Genomic DNA, 16,632 nt, shown 5'->3' with positions numbered 1-16,632 from the left:
CGTAGGGTCGAGACAGGGGGGTCCTTGCCTTGTTCGGCTTCGAGATCAGCGCCCATTGCGCCAACACCGCTGCCCGCTGCGGCTGTTTTCACACACCCCATGGACCGGTGCACACGCCCCGTTTCATGCCCGTTGGCACCCTGGCCACCGTCAAAGGGATCAGCACGGACCAACTCGCCCGCACAGGGGCACAGATGGTGCTGTCCAACACGTATCACCTGCACCTTCAGCCCGGCGAGGAGATCGTTGCGGCCGCCGGGGGGTTGCACGGTTTTATGGGGTGGGACGGCCCGATGCTCACCGACTCCGGCGGCTTTCAGGTGTTCAGCCTTGGAGACCTGAACAAAATCGATGACCGCGGCGTTGTCTTCCGCAACCCCCGGGACGGCCGGATCATCGACATGACCCCGGAACACGCCACGCAGATTCAGATGGCCCTGGGGGCTGACGTGGCGATGGCCTTTGATCAGTGCCCGCCCTATCCGGCCACCGAAAACGATGTGATCGATGCCTGCCGGCGCACCCATGCCTGGCTGGCCCGTTGCGTTGAAGCCCACAGCCGAGACAACCAGGCCCTGTTCGGCATCGTGCAGGGCGGATGTTTTCCCCATTTGCGCCGGGAGAGTGCGCGGGCCGTCGCCGATTTCGACCTGCCGGGAATTGCCGTTGGTGGCGTCAGCGTGGGCGAACCGGTGGAGGAGATGCACCGGATCGTGCGGGACGTCACACCGCTGCTGCCGACACACAAACCGCGCTACCTGATGGGCATCGGCACATTGCGGGAGATGGCCGTGGCGGTGGCCAACGGCATCGACCTCTTCGATTGCGTTCTCCCCACACGGCTCGGCCGTCATGGCACAGCCCTCGTGGGTGGTGAACGCTGGAACCTGCGCAATGCGCGTTTCCGCCATGACCACACTCCCCTGGACCCGTCGTGCCCCTGTCCCACATGCAGCGGAGGGCACACCAGGGCCTACCTGAACCATCTAATCCGCAGTGAGGAACTGCTCGGGCTCACCCTGCTGAGCCTCCACAACATCACCCATCTCCTGCGCTTCACCACAGCGATGTCCCAGGCAATCCGGGATGGCTGCTTTTCAGAGGATTTCGCTCCCTGGGAGCCGGACTCACCAGCTCATCACACGTGGTAGCGTCCAGCCCAACGCCTTTTGAAGACTAGGGATGGCCTCCTTCACCCTTGACCTGCTGGCACAGCTGCCCGAGGCCTATCAGGCCTTCTCACCACTGATCGACATCCTTCCGCTGATCCCGGTCTTCTTCCTGCTACTGGCCTTTGTCTGGCAGGCCTCCGTTGGTTTCCGCTGATCAGACACCTCTCAAGACAGCCCAGGCGAAGGCAGGCAGAGACAGCATTCGCCTCCAGCGACTGGGTTCCTGAATCAGGCGATACAGCCACTCGATGCGATAGCGGCACATCCATGCCGGAGCTCGCTTCTTGACGCCAGCCCAGACGTCGAAGCTGCCGCCGACCCCCATCCAGAGTCCTGATCGGCTGTCACTCACTCGTTCCGACCAGGTTTCCTGACGAGGAACGCCCAGGGCAACCAAGACCAGATCGGGATTGAGCTGATGGAGTTCGGCTTCGATGCCATCCCAGGCATCAGCTGGCTGGTAGCCATCCACAGCAATGACCAGGTTCAAGCCTGGAAGGCGTTGGGGCAGCGATTGACGAAGGCTGTCCATCACAGCGGGGGCTGCGCCCACGAGAGCCACCCTCCAACTGTGCGCTGCGGCGTATTCGAGAAGCGTCCAGGCCAGTTCGATGCCGGCGGTCTTCACCACACTGACCCGTTGCCGTGCCAGGGCCCAAACCACTCCAGCACCATCAGGGATCACCAGGTCAGCCCCTTCGATGGCGTGGCCCAGCTCCGGCAAGCTGCGAGCCGTCATCGTCATCTCAGCGTTGAGGGTGACGATGCGACCACCACCACGGGCGTGCAGCCCGATGGCAGCTGACTGAACATCACGGCAGGCATCCACGGGGATTCCGAGAACCCGGCACCGGCGGTGATCGTCTGGAGTGGTGGTGACTGAGTCCATCGCCGAAGGGCTGCATTGGAGAATTTAAAAGCGGCGACAAGACGGGTCATGGTGGTGACGGCAACACAGACCCAAAAGGATCAGGATCATCGCGATGCAGTCCTGGCTCGGCTCGATCGATCGATTGAGCAGGTGGTGCTGGAACGTCAGGACCCAATCAGTGGTTTGCTGCCCGCCAGCACCGCCCACACGGTTCACGGCAACTACGGCGATGCCTGGGTGCGGGACTGTGTCTACTCCGTGCAGTGTGTCTGGGCTCTGGCCATGGCCCACCGTCGCCGCCATGGAGCCCACGACAGGCGGGCCTGGGAGCTTGAGCAACGGGTGATCTCCCTGATGCGGGGGTTGCTGCGAGCCATGCTGCGCCAGGCCGGGAAGGTGGAGCGCTTCAAAGTCAGCCTCGATCCTCTCGACGCTCTGCACGCGAAGTACGACAGCAGCAGCGGCGATCCGGTGGTGGCGGATGACGCCTGGGGACATCTGCAACTCGATGCCACTTCCCTGTTTCTGCTCCAGCTGGCTCAACTCACCCGCGGTGGCTGCACCGTGATCCAGAGCCGGGATGAGGTGGATTTCATTCAGAACCTCGTGTACTACGTCGCCCGGGCGTATCGAACCCCTGATTACGGCATCTGGGAACGGGGCGACAAAGGCAACAACGGCTTGCCCGAACGCAATTCCAGCTCCATCGGCATGGCGAAAGCCGCTCTGGAGGCCCTGGAAGGCCTCGACCTCTTCGGGGTCCACGGTGATGGGTCGTGCCAACTGCTCATCCCCCAGGGAGCTGTGGTTCGTCTGCGGCGGGCCCTCGAAAGCCTGTTGCCGCGGGAATCCGCCAGCAAGGAAGCCGACAGCGCTTGCCTGTCGGTGGTGGGCTTCCCTGCCTGGGCCATCGAAAACCAGGACCTGGTGCAGCGGACCCTGCGCCGGGTACGGCGGGAACTGGGCGGCACCTATGGCTACAAACGCTTTCTTCGTGATGGCCATCAAACCGCCGTGGAAGACGTCAATCGTCTTCATTACGAGCCGGAGGAGCTCGCCCAGTTCGAAGGGATTGAATCGGAGTGGCCGCTGTTTCTGGCCTTTGAACTGGTCACCGCCTGCTGCGAGGAACGCTGGCAGGACGCCCGCTCCTGGCAGGACAAGCTGGCAGCCCTGGCCGTGCATCGGGATGGGGAAGCGCTCTACCCCGAGCTGTATCAGGTGGCTGCTGATCGGGTCGAAGCGGAACGGAGACAGCCAGGCAGCCAGCCTCGCCAGGCCAACAGCAATCTCCCCCTGATCTGGACACAAAGCCTGGCCTGGCTGGGCGAAATGCTGCTGGAGGGATTGATCACACCAGAGGATCTCGACCCCTGCGAGCGGCGACACGCCATGGGGCTCGGAGCTGACGGCATGCTCGTGGCCTTCGCTGCAGAGACAACCTCCGTCAGGCAGGCCCTGATCGACGCCGGTTTGCCGCTGGACAGTGGTGATGGGATCACAATCCAGCCCTCGGATGCCCTGGCAGCCCGGTGGAGCTCCATCGGGGCCAATCCAAGACTCGGCCTGAGTGGCAAACCGGTGCAGCGCATCGAAACCGAGGACACCGCACGGCTGTACCGTCTCGGGGAACAGACCCTGGCCTTCACGACAGCGGTGCTGGAGGACGGCATCAGCTACCTGGCCGATGACCCGCTTCAGTTAGAGGACAGCGTGGTGGATGAACTCCATCTGCTGAGGCGTCACTGGCGTGGTCCAGGGCTGCCACTGCTGTTGATCCCCGTCAGCGCTGAATCCTTCCAGCATCATCCCGAGGTCTTCCTGCAGCTGGGACAAACGCTGCTCACCGGCCGCATCGGGGACATCCCTGTGCAGTTCGACCAGCTGAAACAGCTGGCCAGTCAGGCCAGTTGGGTGACTCTGCGAGAGGGGGGGGGCGACATTGAGCCGACGGCCCTGGAACGGAGCCGACCCTCTCTGCTGCAGGACGCCACAGACCTCCGCGATCTCACGGCCGCTGAAGAACAGGAGCTCGACGAAACCGACGCTGACCTTCTGCGGAGAAGGTTGTGGAACACCCAGTCGCTGCATGAACAGGCCGACGTTCTGGACCTGCTGCAACGACGCTTCGGAGCCAAGGCCCTTGAAACCAATCCGCACGGCCGCAGCGTGACGATTCAGCAGTTGCTGGAGGAGGTGTACCACCGCGGACTGCGCTGCCAGGACTGGAGTGTGGTGCGGCGCTGCGCCGGTGCGATGGGCATGGTCCATCCCCAACTGGAAGATGCCCTGACCGATCTGCTGGTGCGTCAGAAACAAGTGGTCGTGGGCCGCAACTACACCGCCGATGCACGGCTCAGCCACCCCCTGGACAGCAGCGCCATCGCCGAACGGATCGCACGCACCAGCGGGGTGGACGGGCGCGAGCGCATGCTTGAACAGGAGCTGCTGCTGGCCCTGGATGGCGTGGCCCGGCGCGATCCCGGACTGCTGAAAGGGATCCTTACCCTGCAGCTCAGTCAACTGCTGTTGCTGCTCACCTCTGAACTGGCGGCAGAGGATCAGCTCAGCCAGGACGAGGCCTTTGAAGCGTTGTGCAGCAGCTCACCGCATCGGATCCGGGATCGGCTGCGACAACTCCTCAGCGATGTTGAACATGCCAGGGCGGCCCTGCAGCGCGGTGAGCAGCTGCATGTCACCGGCAGGGTGCAGTGGAAGGTGCCGGATCCCATTGACCAGCCCCCCAGCGGCGGCGACTGGCTGCAGCACCGCATCCGTCTTGGTTCACTGCAGAAGGTGCCCAGGGATTTCTATGCCGGCATCTGGTCGTTGTTGCAGCACTGCCGCGGCCTGGTGGTCGGCGACAAGCTGGAACGCCGCAATCGACTGAACAGCCGCCTGATCCTCGAGAAAACAGCGGGGGAAAAGAACTTCGCCACGTTGGTGGAGCATCTGCTCAGCCGAATCCAGGCGCCGGAATATCGACAGCTCTGTACGGAGTGCCTCTTGTCTCTGATGGCCTTCGTGGAAGCCAACCCGGAGGTGCACTTCGATGACGACCTGGCGTTGGATGTGGTGATTGGCCACGCTGTGCGTGTGGGCTGGCAACAGACGCATCCCTCGCTGAGCCACGCCAGCTACAGCCAGCACAAAGCCCGAGCCTGGGGGCAGTTCTACGCCGCATCTCCTGGTGACTGCCGCCGCTGGCAGGTGGCGGCTCTGAGGGAACTGGCTGAACAGGAAGGGCTGGTCTGACGGGCGACGTCCGCGCCGCTCAGATCGGATCGGTAAGGGGCACACCCATGTCGGGATGTTCCACCGCCTGCTCGATCAGATCGGCCAAACGCAGTGCTCTGGAGGCCTGCAGGCCGTCCACAGCGGGCGTTTCACGGCCACGGACACACTGCAGAAAATGCTCGAGCTCGGCATAGAGCGGTTCGATCGACGTGGTGCTGACCTCCTCGATGAAGCCATCGTTGCGGTACAGCAATTCACCGTGATCGGCGGAATACCACTCGTGGGCGCGGCGGTGGATGTGCAGGGTGTGATTCAGGAAGTCGGTCTCAACCAAGCTGGAACGGCAGTGCGCACTGAGGCTGCGGATCTTGCGGTGGCTCATCTTGCTGGCCGTGAGACTGGCCACCACACCGTTCTCAAACCCGAGGGTCGCGTTGACGTAATCGATCGGTCCATCGGCACTGCGACCTCCGGCGGCGGCGAGCCGCACCACCGGCGCCTGAGCCAGTTCCAGCATCAGGTCGATGTCGTGAATCATCAGATCCAGCACCACTGACACATCATTGGCACGGTCTGCATGGGGGCTGTGGCGCCGCCCCTCCAGGACCACCACCTCCTCATTGGCCACCACTTTCGTGAGTTCGCGGAAGGCGGGATTGAAGCGCTCGATGTGACCCACCTGCAGCAGACGGCCGGCGTCGTTTGCAGCGCTGATCAGTGCCGTTGCTTCGTCCTGACTGGCAGCGATCGGCTTCTCGATCAGCACATGCAGACCGGCTTCCAGGCAGGCCAGGCCGACTGGATGGTGCAGCAGGGTCGGCACGGCAATACAAACGGCCTCCACCTCGCTGAGCATCGTGCGGTAGTCGGCGAACCAACGGCAGCCGAATTGCTCCACCGCCAGGGCACCGCGATCGCCATCGGGGTCAGCTACACCCACGAGATGAGCATCTTTCAGGAGGCTCAGCACCCTGGCGTGATGCCAGCCCATGTTTCCAATGCCGATGACCCCGACCTTGACCGGACGCATGGGGTCGGGAGACATCGACAAGCCGGGGTGATTGCGGGAAGGTTATCCGGCTTCAGCCCTCTGCTTCGGACGCATCCGGGAGCACTAGTCGCACCCGTTCAATCCGGGGTCCGGCCATGGCGGTGATCTCAAACTGCACGCCGTTGAAACGCAGGGCCTCTCCAGGGGCGGGAATGTGCTGCAGGCGTTCCAGCAGGAACCCGGCCAAGGTGTGGTGATCATCGGCTTCCGGCAGGTCAAGCTCCAGCTGCCGGTTCAGTTCAAAGATTTCAAGATCGCCTGCCGCCAACCAAGCCCCCGGTTGGTCGTCATCCTGCAGGAGCTCAGGCTCCTTGGGGTCTTCCTGCAGCTCATCTCCCACAATCTCCCCGGTGAGATCCGCCGCTGTCACCAAGCCCTCCGTGCCGCCGTGTTCATCCACCACCAGCAGCAGCGGCTGGCCGCTGCGGATCATCGGTAGCAGCTCCGCCAGGGTGCTGGTCTCCAGCACCCGCACTGCTGGCTGAAGGTAGGGCTCGAGTGGAGAGTCCGCCTGCAGCTCGCCTCGGGCGATCGGTTCGGCCATCCTCCGCAGATCCAGGACGCCCCGCACGTCATCGAGTGACTGTCCAATCACGGGGAATCGAGCGTGACGTGTGTGATGCACTGCTTCCATCATCTCAGCGAAGTGGACATCCACCGACAACGTCACCATCCCGGACCTGGGCACCATCACTTCCCGGACCTGGGTGTCGCGCAAGGCAAACACCCCCTCGAGGATGTTGCGCTCATCGGGGAACAAGCCGGTGACGCGCCCGGATTCCACCAGGGTTTCCAGCTCGCCGGCGGAGAGGGCCGGCACCAGTTCATCCCACTTCGGCGTCAGGCCCACCAGCCGCAGCAAGACGGCAGCCAGGCCCTCCAGCAGGTTGAGCAGCGGCGACAGGCAGCGCATCGCCATCTCCAGCAGAGGTGCCAGGCGCAGAGCGGCGGGTTCCGGACGACTGAGCACCCAGGCCTTGGGCAGCAAGCCAGCCAGCAGGGTCGCCAGCAGCACAAGCCCCAGAAACAGAGCGACATCCAGCCAGACCACCCCCGCGGTGCCATCGGGCCAGAGACGCTGGCCAAGTCCGCGACCAGCCCACCCCAGGGCCACTAGGGCCAAAGTCGCTCCGAACTGAGACAGCATCAGGGCTCGGCGCAACCGCCGCTGCAGCCGATGAATCGATGCTGCACCAGCCTTGCCCTCCTCCACGAGGACATCGACACGGCTGGGTCGCAGTCGCAGAAGAGCGACTTCAGCGGCAGCGAAGAACGCCGGCAGCAGCAGAAGCAGGGCCAGCAGTGGCAACCGCATCAGTCGAAAGAAGTGGGGGTCGCGAGGATCGAACTCGCCTTAGGCGAATTATGAGTTCGCTGCATTCACCAGATTGCTAGACCCCCAGGTCAACACGATTGTTACCACAGGGGTTGAAGGGGTGCGATGTCGGTCTCCACAAATTCCGGTTTGGGCTGCAGGATCTGCTCCGAACCGATGCTCTCCAACGCAAGGCTGCTGTCGAAACCGTTAGCCAGATCCTGAGTTCTCAATGGCAGTGCTGGGCTCTGCTCTTCCAGCAGCGCCCGGGTGGTGGAGCTGGTCGCCGCGGCATCCCAGATGATGGTCTGATCGGGGAATCCAAGACCCATCACCTGGGTACCCCCCTCACCTGCGACGGCTATTCCGAACAGATCGGTGATCTGATGCAGCAGATCAACACCCCGTTCGTAGGGAGCGGTCCAGGTGTAGAGGCGACGCTCCATCAGCTCACTGGTGGTCTCCACCGCAGCGCAGGTGGTGACCTCCACGGGCTCGGTGGCTGCAGACGACAGCTCAGGAGCCTCCAGCGTCGTCGCGCACATCACAGGACCTGCTGCAACGACGGGCCCCAAGCCCGTGGCACCGCCGATCACAAGCAGGCCGAGCCGCCAAGGCGCAAACCACAGTGTTGTGGATCCCAAGAGCTCAACACGGCTAAGCGCAAACTAAGAACTGTTCGTGTGCGCGGCCAGTCCATGACCTCAGCGTTCCGCTACGACAACGACGCCAGGCGCACCCTGTTGAAGCGTCTGGCGGGGGAGGCCTACCGTCGTGGTCAGTTCACGCTGGCCTCCGGACGGGAGAGCGAGCACTACGTGAATTGCAAACCGGTCAGCTTGAGCGGATCCGGTCTGGCTCTGATCAGCAGCGCCATGCTCGACCATCTCGACGCCGAGGCCGTTGCCGTCGCAGGACTGACCCTGGGGGCTGATCCCCTGGTCAGTGGAGTGGCGATGGCGGCGGCGCTGGTCGAGCGCCCCCTGGACGCCTTGATTGTGCGGAAACAGGCCAAGGGGCATGGCACCGGCGCCTGGCTGGAAGGGCCATTGCCACCGCAGGGCGCGTTGATCACCGTGCTGGAGGACGTGGTCACCACCGGCGGCTCATCGTTGAAAGCCGTTCATCAACTGCGGGAGGCCAGCTACGTGGTCAAACGGGTCATCACGATCGTGGACCGTGAGGAGGGAGGAGCCACAGCCATGGCTGCAGCGGACCTGGACTTGGTGAGCCTGTTCCGCCTGTCGGAGGTGTCCAGCGCCGCCGAGGAGCTCAGCCGATGACGACCACCATCCACTGGGATGACGCCTTTCCCATGCTGCGACTGGAGGGCAAGGGCGCCAGGGATTTTCTGCAGGGGCAGACCACAGCTGATCTCTCCGGCCTGGTTGACGGAGAACTGCAGCAAAGTTGCTGGCTCACGGCCACGGGCCGGCTTCGCGCCCTCCTGGAACTGCGACTTGATGCCACCGGTGCTGATGTGCTCGTGCTGGCTGGCGATGCGGAAGCCGTCAGCCGCGGCTTCGATCAGGTGATTTTTCCCGCCGATCGCGTTCGGCTGAATGCATCGCGTCGTCAGCGGCGTGTGCAAGGACTTGACCCTGTGGGTCTGGCGTTGTGGATCGGCAAGGACCAGCCGTTGCCCGAGGAGCTCAACGCATCCACCCAACTGGAGAACGATGCGCTGGAACGCCATCGCCTGCAACAGGGCTTCCCGCCTGGCCCAGCAGAGATGAACGGTGAAACCAACCCCCTTGAGCTGGGCTTGTCAGGGCGGATCAGCCTCGACAAAGGGTGTTATCTGGGCCAGGAGACGATGGCGAAACTCACTGGCAAGGGAGGGGTGAAGCAGCAACTGCGTTGCTGGCACAGCGAGCAGCCCTTGCATCCAGGTGATCAGCTCAACGTCGGGTCCGACCGGGCCGGCACCATCACCAGTGCCCTTTCACACCCGGGTGCCGCGCTGGGGCTGGCTCTGGTGCGTCGCCAGTTTCTTGATCTCTCCTCCGTGGAGGGGCCGACCGGCCAGACCGTTCAGCTCGGACAGCCGGCAGCCTTTCAGGAACCGCCAGCCTGATCCTGATGACGAAGCCAATCGGCGACGGCCCAGGTGGCACGGCAATCATCCCGGTTGTACTGAAAGATCCAACGCAGGGCATGGGAACTGCCGCGTCGCTCCGGTCCCTCCCCCTGCCAATGGCGCCACCAGAGCAGGGCATGGGCCCCATCTACACCGCTCTGGCCCCACTGAAAACCACGCCAGGAGGCCACAGCCTTCAGGCCATAGCTGTTGAGAGGAAGGCGCCAGTGCTGGCGAATTCGGGCATGAACATCCACCAAGCGCCGCCGCAACGGGGCCTGCTGCTGCTCTGATATGCCTTGCCGTTGCGCCATGCGCAGCAGCGCCAGAGATTCGGTTTCGCCGTAGTGGAGCACCGGCCAGTCGTCGTAACGACTGACGTAACGCGCAATGCGCTGCCAGCAGCGGGGCTCACCGTGTTCCGCCAACACCAGCAGCGGCTGATACCGCGCAGCAGCCAGATCCCAACGTCCATCACTGCCGCGGGGCAGGCACCAGAACCCATGCAGGAAGTCATGGCGGGCGTCCGGATCTGACTCGATGTCGTACAGCAGCACCCCCGGGGCAGCGATCAGTTCCGGCAGGGCAGGCCTGCTGCTGAGCCGTTCCGGCTGACCGCTGCGCTGGCATCGGGCCTGGGCCACCAGGGTGCGCGCGACGTCACCGTGCTGTTCCCCGAAGCGTTGCATGGCCGTGGCCAACTGCTCCGGGTCGGCAGCAGCCAGATCAGCCAGACCGCGGATGTTGAGCTCCTGGAGCATCTCCCGACGCTTGGCCCCGATACCGCTCACCTCGCTGAGGTGACCGTCGCTAGCTGCGACGCCATTGCAGACCTGGCGCCAACTGCAAAGGGTGCACTTACGCCGATCCGCCGCCAGATCAGGCGGCTCCTCCCGCTGCAAATCCAGCCTCAGCTTGCGCAACGCATCCACCAGTTGCTTGCGGAGTCCAGCGGACAAACCAACCCGATCCCGCTCGAGCCGGCGGCCACCCCCACCGACCACGAGCATCTCCGTCACCGGCGCCTGCTGCTCCTGCTCCAGCAGCAGCGCCATCAGCGCCAGAGGAAGCTGATGTTCCCGCGTCATGCGTCGACCCTGACGAGCCAGCACCGGCTGGTAGGCGAAATCCCCCCAGCGACTGCGACCGCTCACCCGCCTCAGCAGCGGGGGATGGGCCTCCAGGGCTTCCCCTCCAGGGCCCTTCCCTTTGAAGCGCAGTCCAACAACGCCATCCGCGCCCACGGCACAGGCCGCCTCACCGCGGCCGGGCTTCTGGGGCAGCAACGCCACAAAACAACGTTGCTGATCGTCCAGCATCAGATTGCGGTGCGCCGTCCACTGCCGCAGGGCAGGATCACCATGACGATCCAGCCAGGCCCTGCGGCGACAACGCAGCCAGCTCCGCAGCAACCGGTCGGTGAGAACGTTGTCGGCAGGCGGGGTGGCACCCATGGGCCGACCTTACGGCTGCCAACTGCTAAATCCTGATCATTGCCCTTTCGGCCATGGCGTCAGCACCTCTCCGCCTCAGTCCTGCGCCGATCAAGTTCGGCACCGATGGCTGGCGCGGCGTCCTGGGGGTGGACATCACCGTTGAGCGGTTGCTGCCAGTCGCAGCTGCAGCGGCCCAGGAGCTGGCCCATCGCGCACCAGACGGTCTGAACAGCCGCACGGTGATCATCGGCTTCGATCGCCGCTTCCTGGCACCGGAACTGGCGGAAGCCATCGCCAATGCCGTGCGTGGCTGCGAGCTTGAGCCACTGCTCACCGAGACGCCCGTGCCGACACCTGCCTGCAGCTGGGCGGTGGTGGAACGCAAAGCGCTGGGAGCCCTGGTGATCACCGCCAGCCATAACCCCCCTGAATGGCTGGGCCTGAAAATCAAAGGTCCCTTCGGGGGCTCGGTGGAGGGGGACTTCACCGCAGCGGTGGAGCGACGCCTGGCGGCTGGCGGCATCACACCACCCATTGCAGCGACCACCAGCCGTTTCGACGGGCGGGGTGAGCACCTTGAGGGATTGCGTCGCAAATTGGACCTCACCGCTTTGGTGACGGGCCTGAAGGCGATGAACCTGAAGGTGTTCGTCGACCCGATGCATGGATCGGCAGCCGGCTGTGTCAGCGATCTGCTCGGCCCTGAAGCCTCTGAGCTGGTGGACGAGATCCGCAGCACGCGTGACCCCCTGTTCGGCGGCAATCCGCCGGAACCCCTGGCCCCATACCTCAGCGACCTGATCACAGCGGTTCAGCACTCCACGGCAGCGGGTACTCCAGCGGTGGGTCTGGTGTTCGATGGGGATGGTGATCGCATCGCCGCCGTGGATGAGAACGGTCGGTTCTGCAGCACTCAGCTGCTGATGCCCCTGCTCATCGACCATCTCGCCCGGGCCCGCCAGCTGCCTGGAACGGTGGTGAAGACTGTGAGCGGTTCCGATCTGATGCGCCTGGTGGCAGAAGCCCAGGGCCGTGAGGTCCTGGAACTGGCCGTCGGGTTCAAATACATCGCCAGCGAGATGCTGGCGGGTGAGGTGCTGATCGGCGGGGAGGAGTCAGGGGGGGTGGGCTTCGGCATGCATCTGCCGGAACGGGATGCCCTGTTCGCCGCGATGCTCGTGCTGGAAGCGCTGGTGGAAGGCGGTCAACCCCTCGGCAGCCGACTTGACGCTCTGCAGCAACGCCATGGTGGTGCCAGCCATTACGACCGGCTGGACCTGCGGCTGCAGGACATGGAGGCCCGACGGCGTCTGGAGACCCTGCTGGCGAGCTCCACACCCCAGCAGGTGGCTGGGGACGCGGTGGTTGAGGTGAACACCACAGACGGCATCAAGCTGCGCATGGGCGCCAGCCATTGGCTGATGCTGCGCTTCTCCGGCACGGAGCCCCTGCTGCGCCTGTACTGCGAAGCCCCGGATCGCGATCGGGTCGATGCTGTGCTGGCCTGGGCAAAGCGTTACGCCGAAGCCGCATGAGAACCCTGGTGATCGCCAGCGGGAACGCCGGCAAGATCCGTGAATTTCAGGGCCTGCTGCAGCACCTGCCTCTCAACGTTCAGGCGCAGCCGCAGGGGTTTGATGTAGAGGAGACCGGCAGCACATTCGCAGCCAATGCCCGGATCAAGGCCACGGCTGTGGCCGCCATGGCCGGCAGCTGGGCCCTGGCCGATGATTCCGGGTTGAGCGTGAACGCTCTGGGGGGAGCCCCAGGCGTGCACTCGGCGCGTTACGCCCCCACAGACCCAGAACGGATCGAAAAGCTGCTCGGGGCGCTGAGCAACGCCAGCGAACGTCATGCTCAGTTCTGTGCCGCGCTTTGTGTTGCCGCCCCCGATGGCAGCGTGTTGATCGAAGTGGAAGGGCGTTGTGATGGCTGGATCACCACAACCCCCCGCGGCGACGGCGGCTTTGGCTACGACCCGATTTTTGAAGTGAGCTGCACCGGCCTCACCTTCGCTCAGATGCCGCTGACGGAGAAAAAATCCCATGGCCACCGTGGCAAGGCCTTTGCCTTACTGGAACCGCAGTTGCAGGACTTGCTCTCCGCCGAGCCTCGATAGGCAGGTGCTCTCTGTCACGAAGCTCGTACAAACGCGTCCTGTACGGTGACGGCTGCCGCTGACGAGGTCGATGGCCATCGCCATGACCACGGGTTACAGCGCGCAGACCGAAGGCGCTCTCCTCTGCATCGAAGCCGCCTCGGACTGGGCCTTGACTTGTGTTGACCAACTGACTGCTCAAACCAGTCATGTGCTGATCGATTACGGAGCCGCCGATGGCGGCACCGCAGTCGGTCTCTGGCATCAGGTGCTGGACCGCCTGCACGCCAACCAGCCCGATGCTCACCTGACGCTGATCGGCAATGACCTGCCGAGCAACGACAACGTGGCTCTGGCCGAGAACCTGGCTCTGCAGATCCCCAGGGAACCCAAACCGACGGTGCTGGTGAGCGCCCGCAGCTTCTACGAGCCATCGGTGGCTCCTAACACGGTGAGTTTCGGCTTCTCCGCCACGGCCATGCACTGGCTCAGTGAGTCGCCGGGTCCTCTGGACACCCACACCCACGTGCTCGCTTCCGCCGATGCTGATGCCCTGCAGCGTTTCACCGCTCAGGCGCTCAAGGACTGGACCTACATCCTGGAATTGCGCAGCAAGGAGCTGCAGGTGGGTGGACGCCTGCTGACGGTGAACCTGTCCCGGGATGGCGAAGGTCGTTACCTCGGCCACAACGGTGGTGAGACCCGGAATGTCCACGACCAGTTGCACCAGATCTGGCGCGGCATGGCCGATGAAGGTCTGATCAGCGAGGAGCAGTACCGCAAAGGGACAGTCCTGAACTTCTACAAGTCGCCAGAGGAATTCATGGCGCCGTTGAAGGACACGGCCTCAGCCCCGTACCGCAATGGCCTGCGACTCGTCGACGAGCGCACCGTGTACGTAAAATGTCCATACCGCCGACGCTGGAACGAGGACGGTGACACCGCCAGCTTTGCCGCTGGGTTAATGGCCACCATTCGCAGCTGGAGCCGCCACAGCTTTGCCAGTGTTGCTGGTGATGCATTGGCCGATCAGGTTTACGCACGTCTGGAGCAGCGCATCGCGGACGCTCCGAGTGAGTGGAGTCTCGATTACGTCGAGCACCACCAGATGATGGAGAAGGTGGCCTGATGACCACCACAACCAGACCCACACCGACTGTTTCGGTGCTGGCGGAACACGTCTCCGAACATCTCTCGGTGTTTGTAGTGGCCGAGGACACGGATGCCAAGCGACCCGCCAACGGTGGATTGCGCCTGCTGAACTACCCCAGCGATGAAGCCTGTATCGCCGACGGCGAGCGACTGGCCGGCCTGATGACCCACAAGCATGATCTTTACGGCACCGGTTTTGCCGGCGGCAAGATCGTGGCGCGGGCCAAGGAACCCGCTGCCGTGAAGGATGAGCTGATCAACGTGACCGCAGAACTGCTGCAGTCCCTGGACGGCGCCATGATCACCGGCTGTGATCTCAACACCAGCCTCGAGGACATGGAGCGGCTCACAGAGCTGACACCCCATGTGCTCGCTGCCGTCGGCAGTCCGGTGGATGCCAGCGCCGCCACGGCCCACGGCACCCTCGGCGCCGTGGAAGCGGTGCTCGAAGCAGAACTCAAGGATGCAAAACCTGGCCGGGCCCTGGTGCACGGCTGCGGCGCGGTGGGGGGAACCGTGGCCCGAACCTTGGTGGAGCATGGCTGGACCGTGTTCACCGTGGATCTCAGCCGTGAGCGGGCTGGATTCCCCGGTGGCCACGCCCCTTCCCCAGGGATGCCCTTGGTGGGAACTGAAGCTTGACCTGCTGCTGCCCTGTTCCATCTCCGGTCTGATCAATGCGGAGATGGCCTCCGCCTTGCGTGTCACCTCCGTGGTGCCGGCAGCCAATGCTCCGTTCCAGAGTCCTCAACTGGCCGATGCATTGCGTCAACGCGGCATTAGCGTCCTGCCGGACCCCCTGGTGAACGCCGGTGCTGTGATCGCCGATTCAATCGAGCGCTTTTCGCCGGATGCCTGGAAGGATGCCGGCGCCAAGGACGTTTACGCCTTCGTGCGTGAGGAAGTGCGCCGCAGAGCCACGGATTACCTCAACCAGCGCGATCAGGGCCTGTCGGTTGGAGCCGCTTTGAACGAAGTGGCAGCCGCCCCAGCCACCGATCCCATCGGCCTCAGCTTCGGGGACGCCGCATGAACCAAGCCTCCTCTCTGCCGAACCAAGCGGCCGTCGTCATCGTCGGTGGCGGCATGGCTGGCCTCAGCTGCGCCGCTTCCCTGGCGCGCCGCGGCATCCGTGATGTGGTGCTGCTGGAAGCCAAGACCCTGGCCCACGCCAAAGCCAGCAGCTTTGGCGAAACCAGGATGTTCCGGGAGATGTATTCCGACCCGGTGCTCTGTCGCCTGGCCCAGGAGGCCAACCGTCTGTGGCGGGAGGAGGAAACCCACGCCGGTGAGCAGCTCAGGGAAACCCATGGCCTGCTGTTTTACGGCGAGAGCTGGGACGAGGAGACCATCGAAGGCTCAATCCCCGGCGCCCGCCAGGTGATGGACGATCAGGGCATTCCCTACGAAGCCCTTGATGCCGATGCCATCAGAGCGCGCTTCCCGCTGAAGCCCAAGCCGGAGTTCACGGGATTGTTCGAACCGACCGCCGGTGCCGTGCGCAGCGACAAGGTGATCGCCCACTGGACCCGCACAGCCCGGCAAGCCGGTCAGCAGTTGATCGAGCACTGCCCCGTAGCAGGCATCGATGCCGACGGAACCGGCGTGACCCTGGACAACGGCCATCACATCCGTGCTGGCCAGGTAGTGGTGACCAGCGGCATCTGGACTCAGCTGCTGCTGGCGCCCCTTGGCCTTGCGCCAAAACTGGAGGTCTGGCCGATGCTCTGGGCCCACTACACCGTCGACCCGGCCCTCGCCGATCGCTATCCCCAGTGGTTCTGCTTCCAGCGCGAACGGGGCGACGACGGTGGCTTGTACTACGCCTTCCCGGTGCTGAGCCACACCCCCGATGGACTGCCACGGATCAAAGCCGGCATCGACTGGGCACCAAAAGAGCTCAGAGTCGCTGAGCCCAATGCCATGGCCACTGAGCCGCCGGAAAGGCTCGTGGAACTGCTGGATTCCTTCCTGTTCAACGAGGTGGCCGGTGTGCAAGAGCGGGTGGAGACGGTGATGAGCCCCTACTCCATGGCCAGCGATGTGAACTTCGTGCTGGATCGGCTCAGCCCCACCCTCAGCCTGTTCGCCGGCGGCTCCGGTCAGGCCTTCAAGTTCGCGCCACTGATCGGAGATTCCCTGGCACGGCTGGCCTGCGGCGAGCAGCCCGCCGTTGACCTCAACTGCTGGAGCCACCAGCGCGATGCCGTCCGAGCCTGA

The 16,632-nt window shown here is 64.1% G+C and carries 14 protein-coding genes, 1 tRNA gene and 1 pseudogene; 10 read left to right on the top strand and 6 right to left on the bottom strand.

Going from position 1 to position 16,632, the window contains the following annotated elements:
* Nucleotides 1-29 precede the first annotated feature (29 nt).
* Both tgt and TX72_RS01210 read left to right on the top strand, forming a co-directional pair.
* Complete coding sequence (gene tgt / locus TX72_RS01215) at nt 30-1,151, top strand: tRNA guanosine(34) transglycosylase Tgt (protein ID WP_011127120.1); 1,122 nt, start codon at nt 30-32, stop codon at nt 1,149-1,151.
* 31 nt (nt 1,152-1,182) lie between these two features.
* Nucleotides 1,183-1,326, top strand: a complete 144-nt coding sequence (locus TX72_RS01210; RefSeq protein ID WP_011127119.1) for a photosystem II reaction center protein K — start codon at nt 1,183-1,185, stop codon at nt 1,324-1,326.
* Here TX72_RS01210 and TX72_RS01205 read toward each other — a convergent pair whose 3' ends face one another.
* Nucleotides 1,327-2,061 carry a WecB/TagA/CpsF family glycosyltransferase gene (locus tag TX72_RS01205; protein WP_011127118.1) on the bottom strand — a complete coding sequence of 245 codons (735 nt, stop codon included), beginning with the start codon at nt 2,059-2,061 and terminating at the stop codon, nt 1,327-1,329.
* A gap of 48 nt (nt 2,062-2,109) precedes the next feature.
* Between TX72_RS01205 and TX72_RS01200 the strand changes: the two genes are divergently transcribed.
* Entirely contained in the window at nt 2,110-5,298 is a 3,189-nt protein-coding gene (locus TX72_RS01200) for a glycoside hydrolase family 15 protein (RefSeq protein ID WP_042502797.1), read from the top strand.
* 19 nt (nt 5,299-5,317) lie between these two features.
* On the opposite strand, the gene TX72_RS01195 is transcribed toward TX72_RS01200, so the two are convergent.
* The 4 genes from TX72_RS01195 to TX72_RS01185 all read right to left on the bottom strand — a co-directional run bounded on the left by TX72_RS01195 (nt 5,318) and on the right by TX72_RS01185 (nt 8,290).
* Nucleotides 5,318-6,325, bottom strand: coding sequence for a Gfo/Idh/MocA family protein (locus tag TX72_RS01195; RefSeq protein ID WP_011127116.1), 1,008 nt, complete (start codon nt 6,323-6,325; stop codon nt 5,318-5,320).
* 37 nt (nt 6,326-6,362) lie between these two features.
* Nucleotides 6,363-7,646, bottom strand: coding sequence for a hemolysin family protein (locus TX72_RS01190; RefSeq protein WP_011127115.1), 1,284 nt, complete (start codon nt 7,644-7,646; stop codon nt 6,363-6,365).
* A gap of 13 nt (nt 7,647-7,659) precedes the next feature.
* A tRNA-Ile gene (locus tag TX72_RS13695) sits at nt 7,660-7,732 on the bottom strand.
* 15 nt (nt 7,733-7,747) lie between these two features.
* Nucleotides 7,748-8,290 (bottom strand): hypothetical protein, encoded by a 543-nt coding sequence (locus TX72_RS01185; RefSeq protein WP_318655400.1) that lies wholly within the window; start codon nt 8,288-8,290, stop codon nt 7,748-7,750.
* Between the two features lie 54 nt (nt 8,291-8,344).
* On the opposite strand from TX72_RS01185, the gene pyrE reads away from it, so the two are divergent.
* Both pyrE and ygfZ read left to right on the top strand, forming a co-directional pair.
* Nucleotides 8,345-8,929, top strand: coding sequence for an orotate phosphoribosyltransferase (gene pyrE / locus TX72_RS01180; protein ID WP_011127114.1), 585 nt, complete (start codon nt 8,345-8,347; stop codon nt 8,927-8,929).
* Nucleotides 8,926-9,723, top strand: coding sequence for a CAF17-like 4Fe-4S cluster assembly/insertion protein YgfZ (ygfZ, locus tag TX72_RS01175; protein ID WP_011127113.1), 798 nt, complete (start codon nt 8,926-8,928; stop codon nt 9,721-9,723). Before pyrE ends, ygfZ begins: the two co-directional genes overlap by 4 nt.
* Here ygfZ and TX72_RS01170 read toward each other — a convergent pair.
* Nucleotides 9,705-11,180, bottom strand: coding sequence for a TM0106 family RecB-like putative nuclease (locus TX72_RS01170; protein ID WP_011127112.1), 1,476 nt, complete (start codon nt 11,178-11,180; stop codon nt 9,705-9,707). The genes ygfZ and TX72_RS01170 overlap by 19 nt on opposite strands.
* 53 nt (nt 11,181-11,233) lie before the next feature.
* On the opposite strand from TX72_RS01170, the gene TX72_RS01165 reads away from it, so the two are divergent.
* The 5 genes and pseudogenes from TX72_RS01165 to TX72_RS01145 all read left to right on the top strand — a co-directional run bounded on the left by TX72_RS01165 (nt 11,234) and on the right by TX72_RS01145 (nt 16,632).
* Nucleotides 11,234-12,697 carry a phosphoglucomutase/phosphomannomutase family protein gene (locus TX72_RS01165; RefSeq protein WP_011127111.1) on the top strand — a complete coding sequence of 488 codons (1,464 nt, stop codon included), beginning with the start codon at nt 11,234-11,236 and terminating at the stop codon, nt 12,695-12,697.
* On the top strand, nt 12,694-13,281 hold the full coding sequence (rdgB, locus tag TX72_RS01160) for an RdgB/HAM1 family non-canonical purine NTP pyrophosphatase (RefSeq protein WP_011127110.1): 588 nt from the start codon (nt 12,694-12,696) through the stop codon (nt 13,279-13,281). The genes TX72_RS01165 and rdgB overlap by 4 nt, the downstream gene beginning before the upstream one ends.
* Nucleotides 13,282-13,351: 70 nt before the next feature.
* A complete protein-coding gene (locus TX72_RS01155; RefSeq protein WP_011127109.1) occupies nt 13,352-14,389 on the top strand; it encodes a class I SAM-dependent methyltransferase in 1,038 nt (345 codons plus the stop codon).
* Nucleotides 14,389-15,445, top strand: a pseudogene (locus TX72_RS01150) (Glu/Leu/Phe/Val dehydrogenase dimerization domain-containing protein). Before TX72_RS01155 ends, TX72_RS01150 begins: the two are co-directional and overlap by 1 nt.
* A complete protein-coding gene (locus TX72_RS01145; protein ID WP_011127106.1) occupies nt 15,442-16,632 on the top strand; it encodes an FAD-dependent oxidoreductase in 1,191 nt (396 codons plus the stop codon). Before TX72_RS01150 ends, TX72_RS01145 begins: the two are co-directional and overlap by 4 nt.

The sequence above is a fragment of the Parasynechococcus marenigrum WH 8102 genome, from assembly GCF_000195975.1.
GTDB lineage: Bacteria > Cyanobacteriota > Cyanobacteriia > PCC-6307 > Cyanobiaceae > Parasynechococcus > Parasynechococcus marisnigri.
This window is presented reverse-complemented; position numbering and strand designations above follow the sequence as displayed.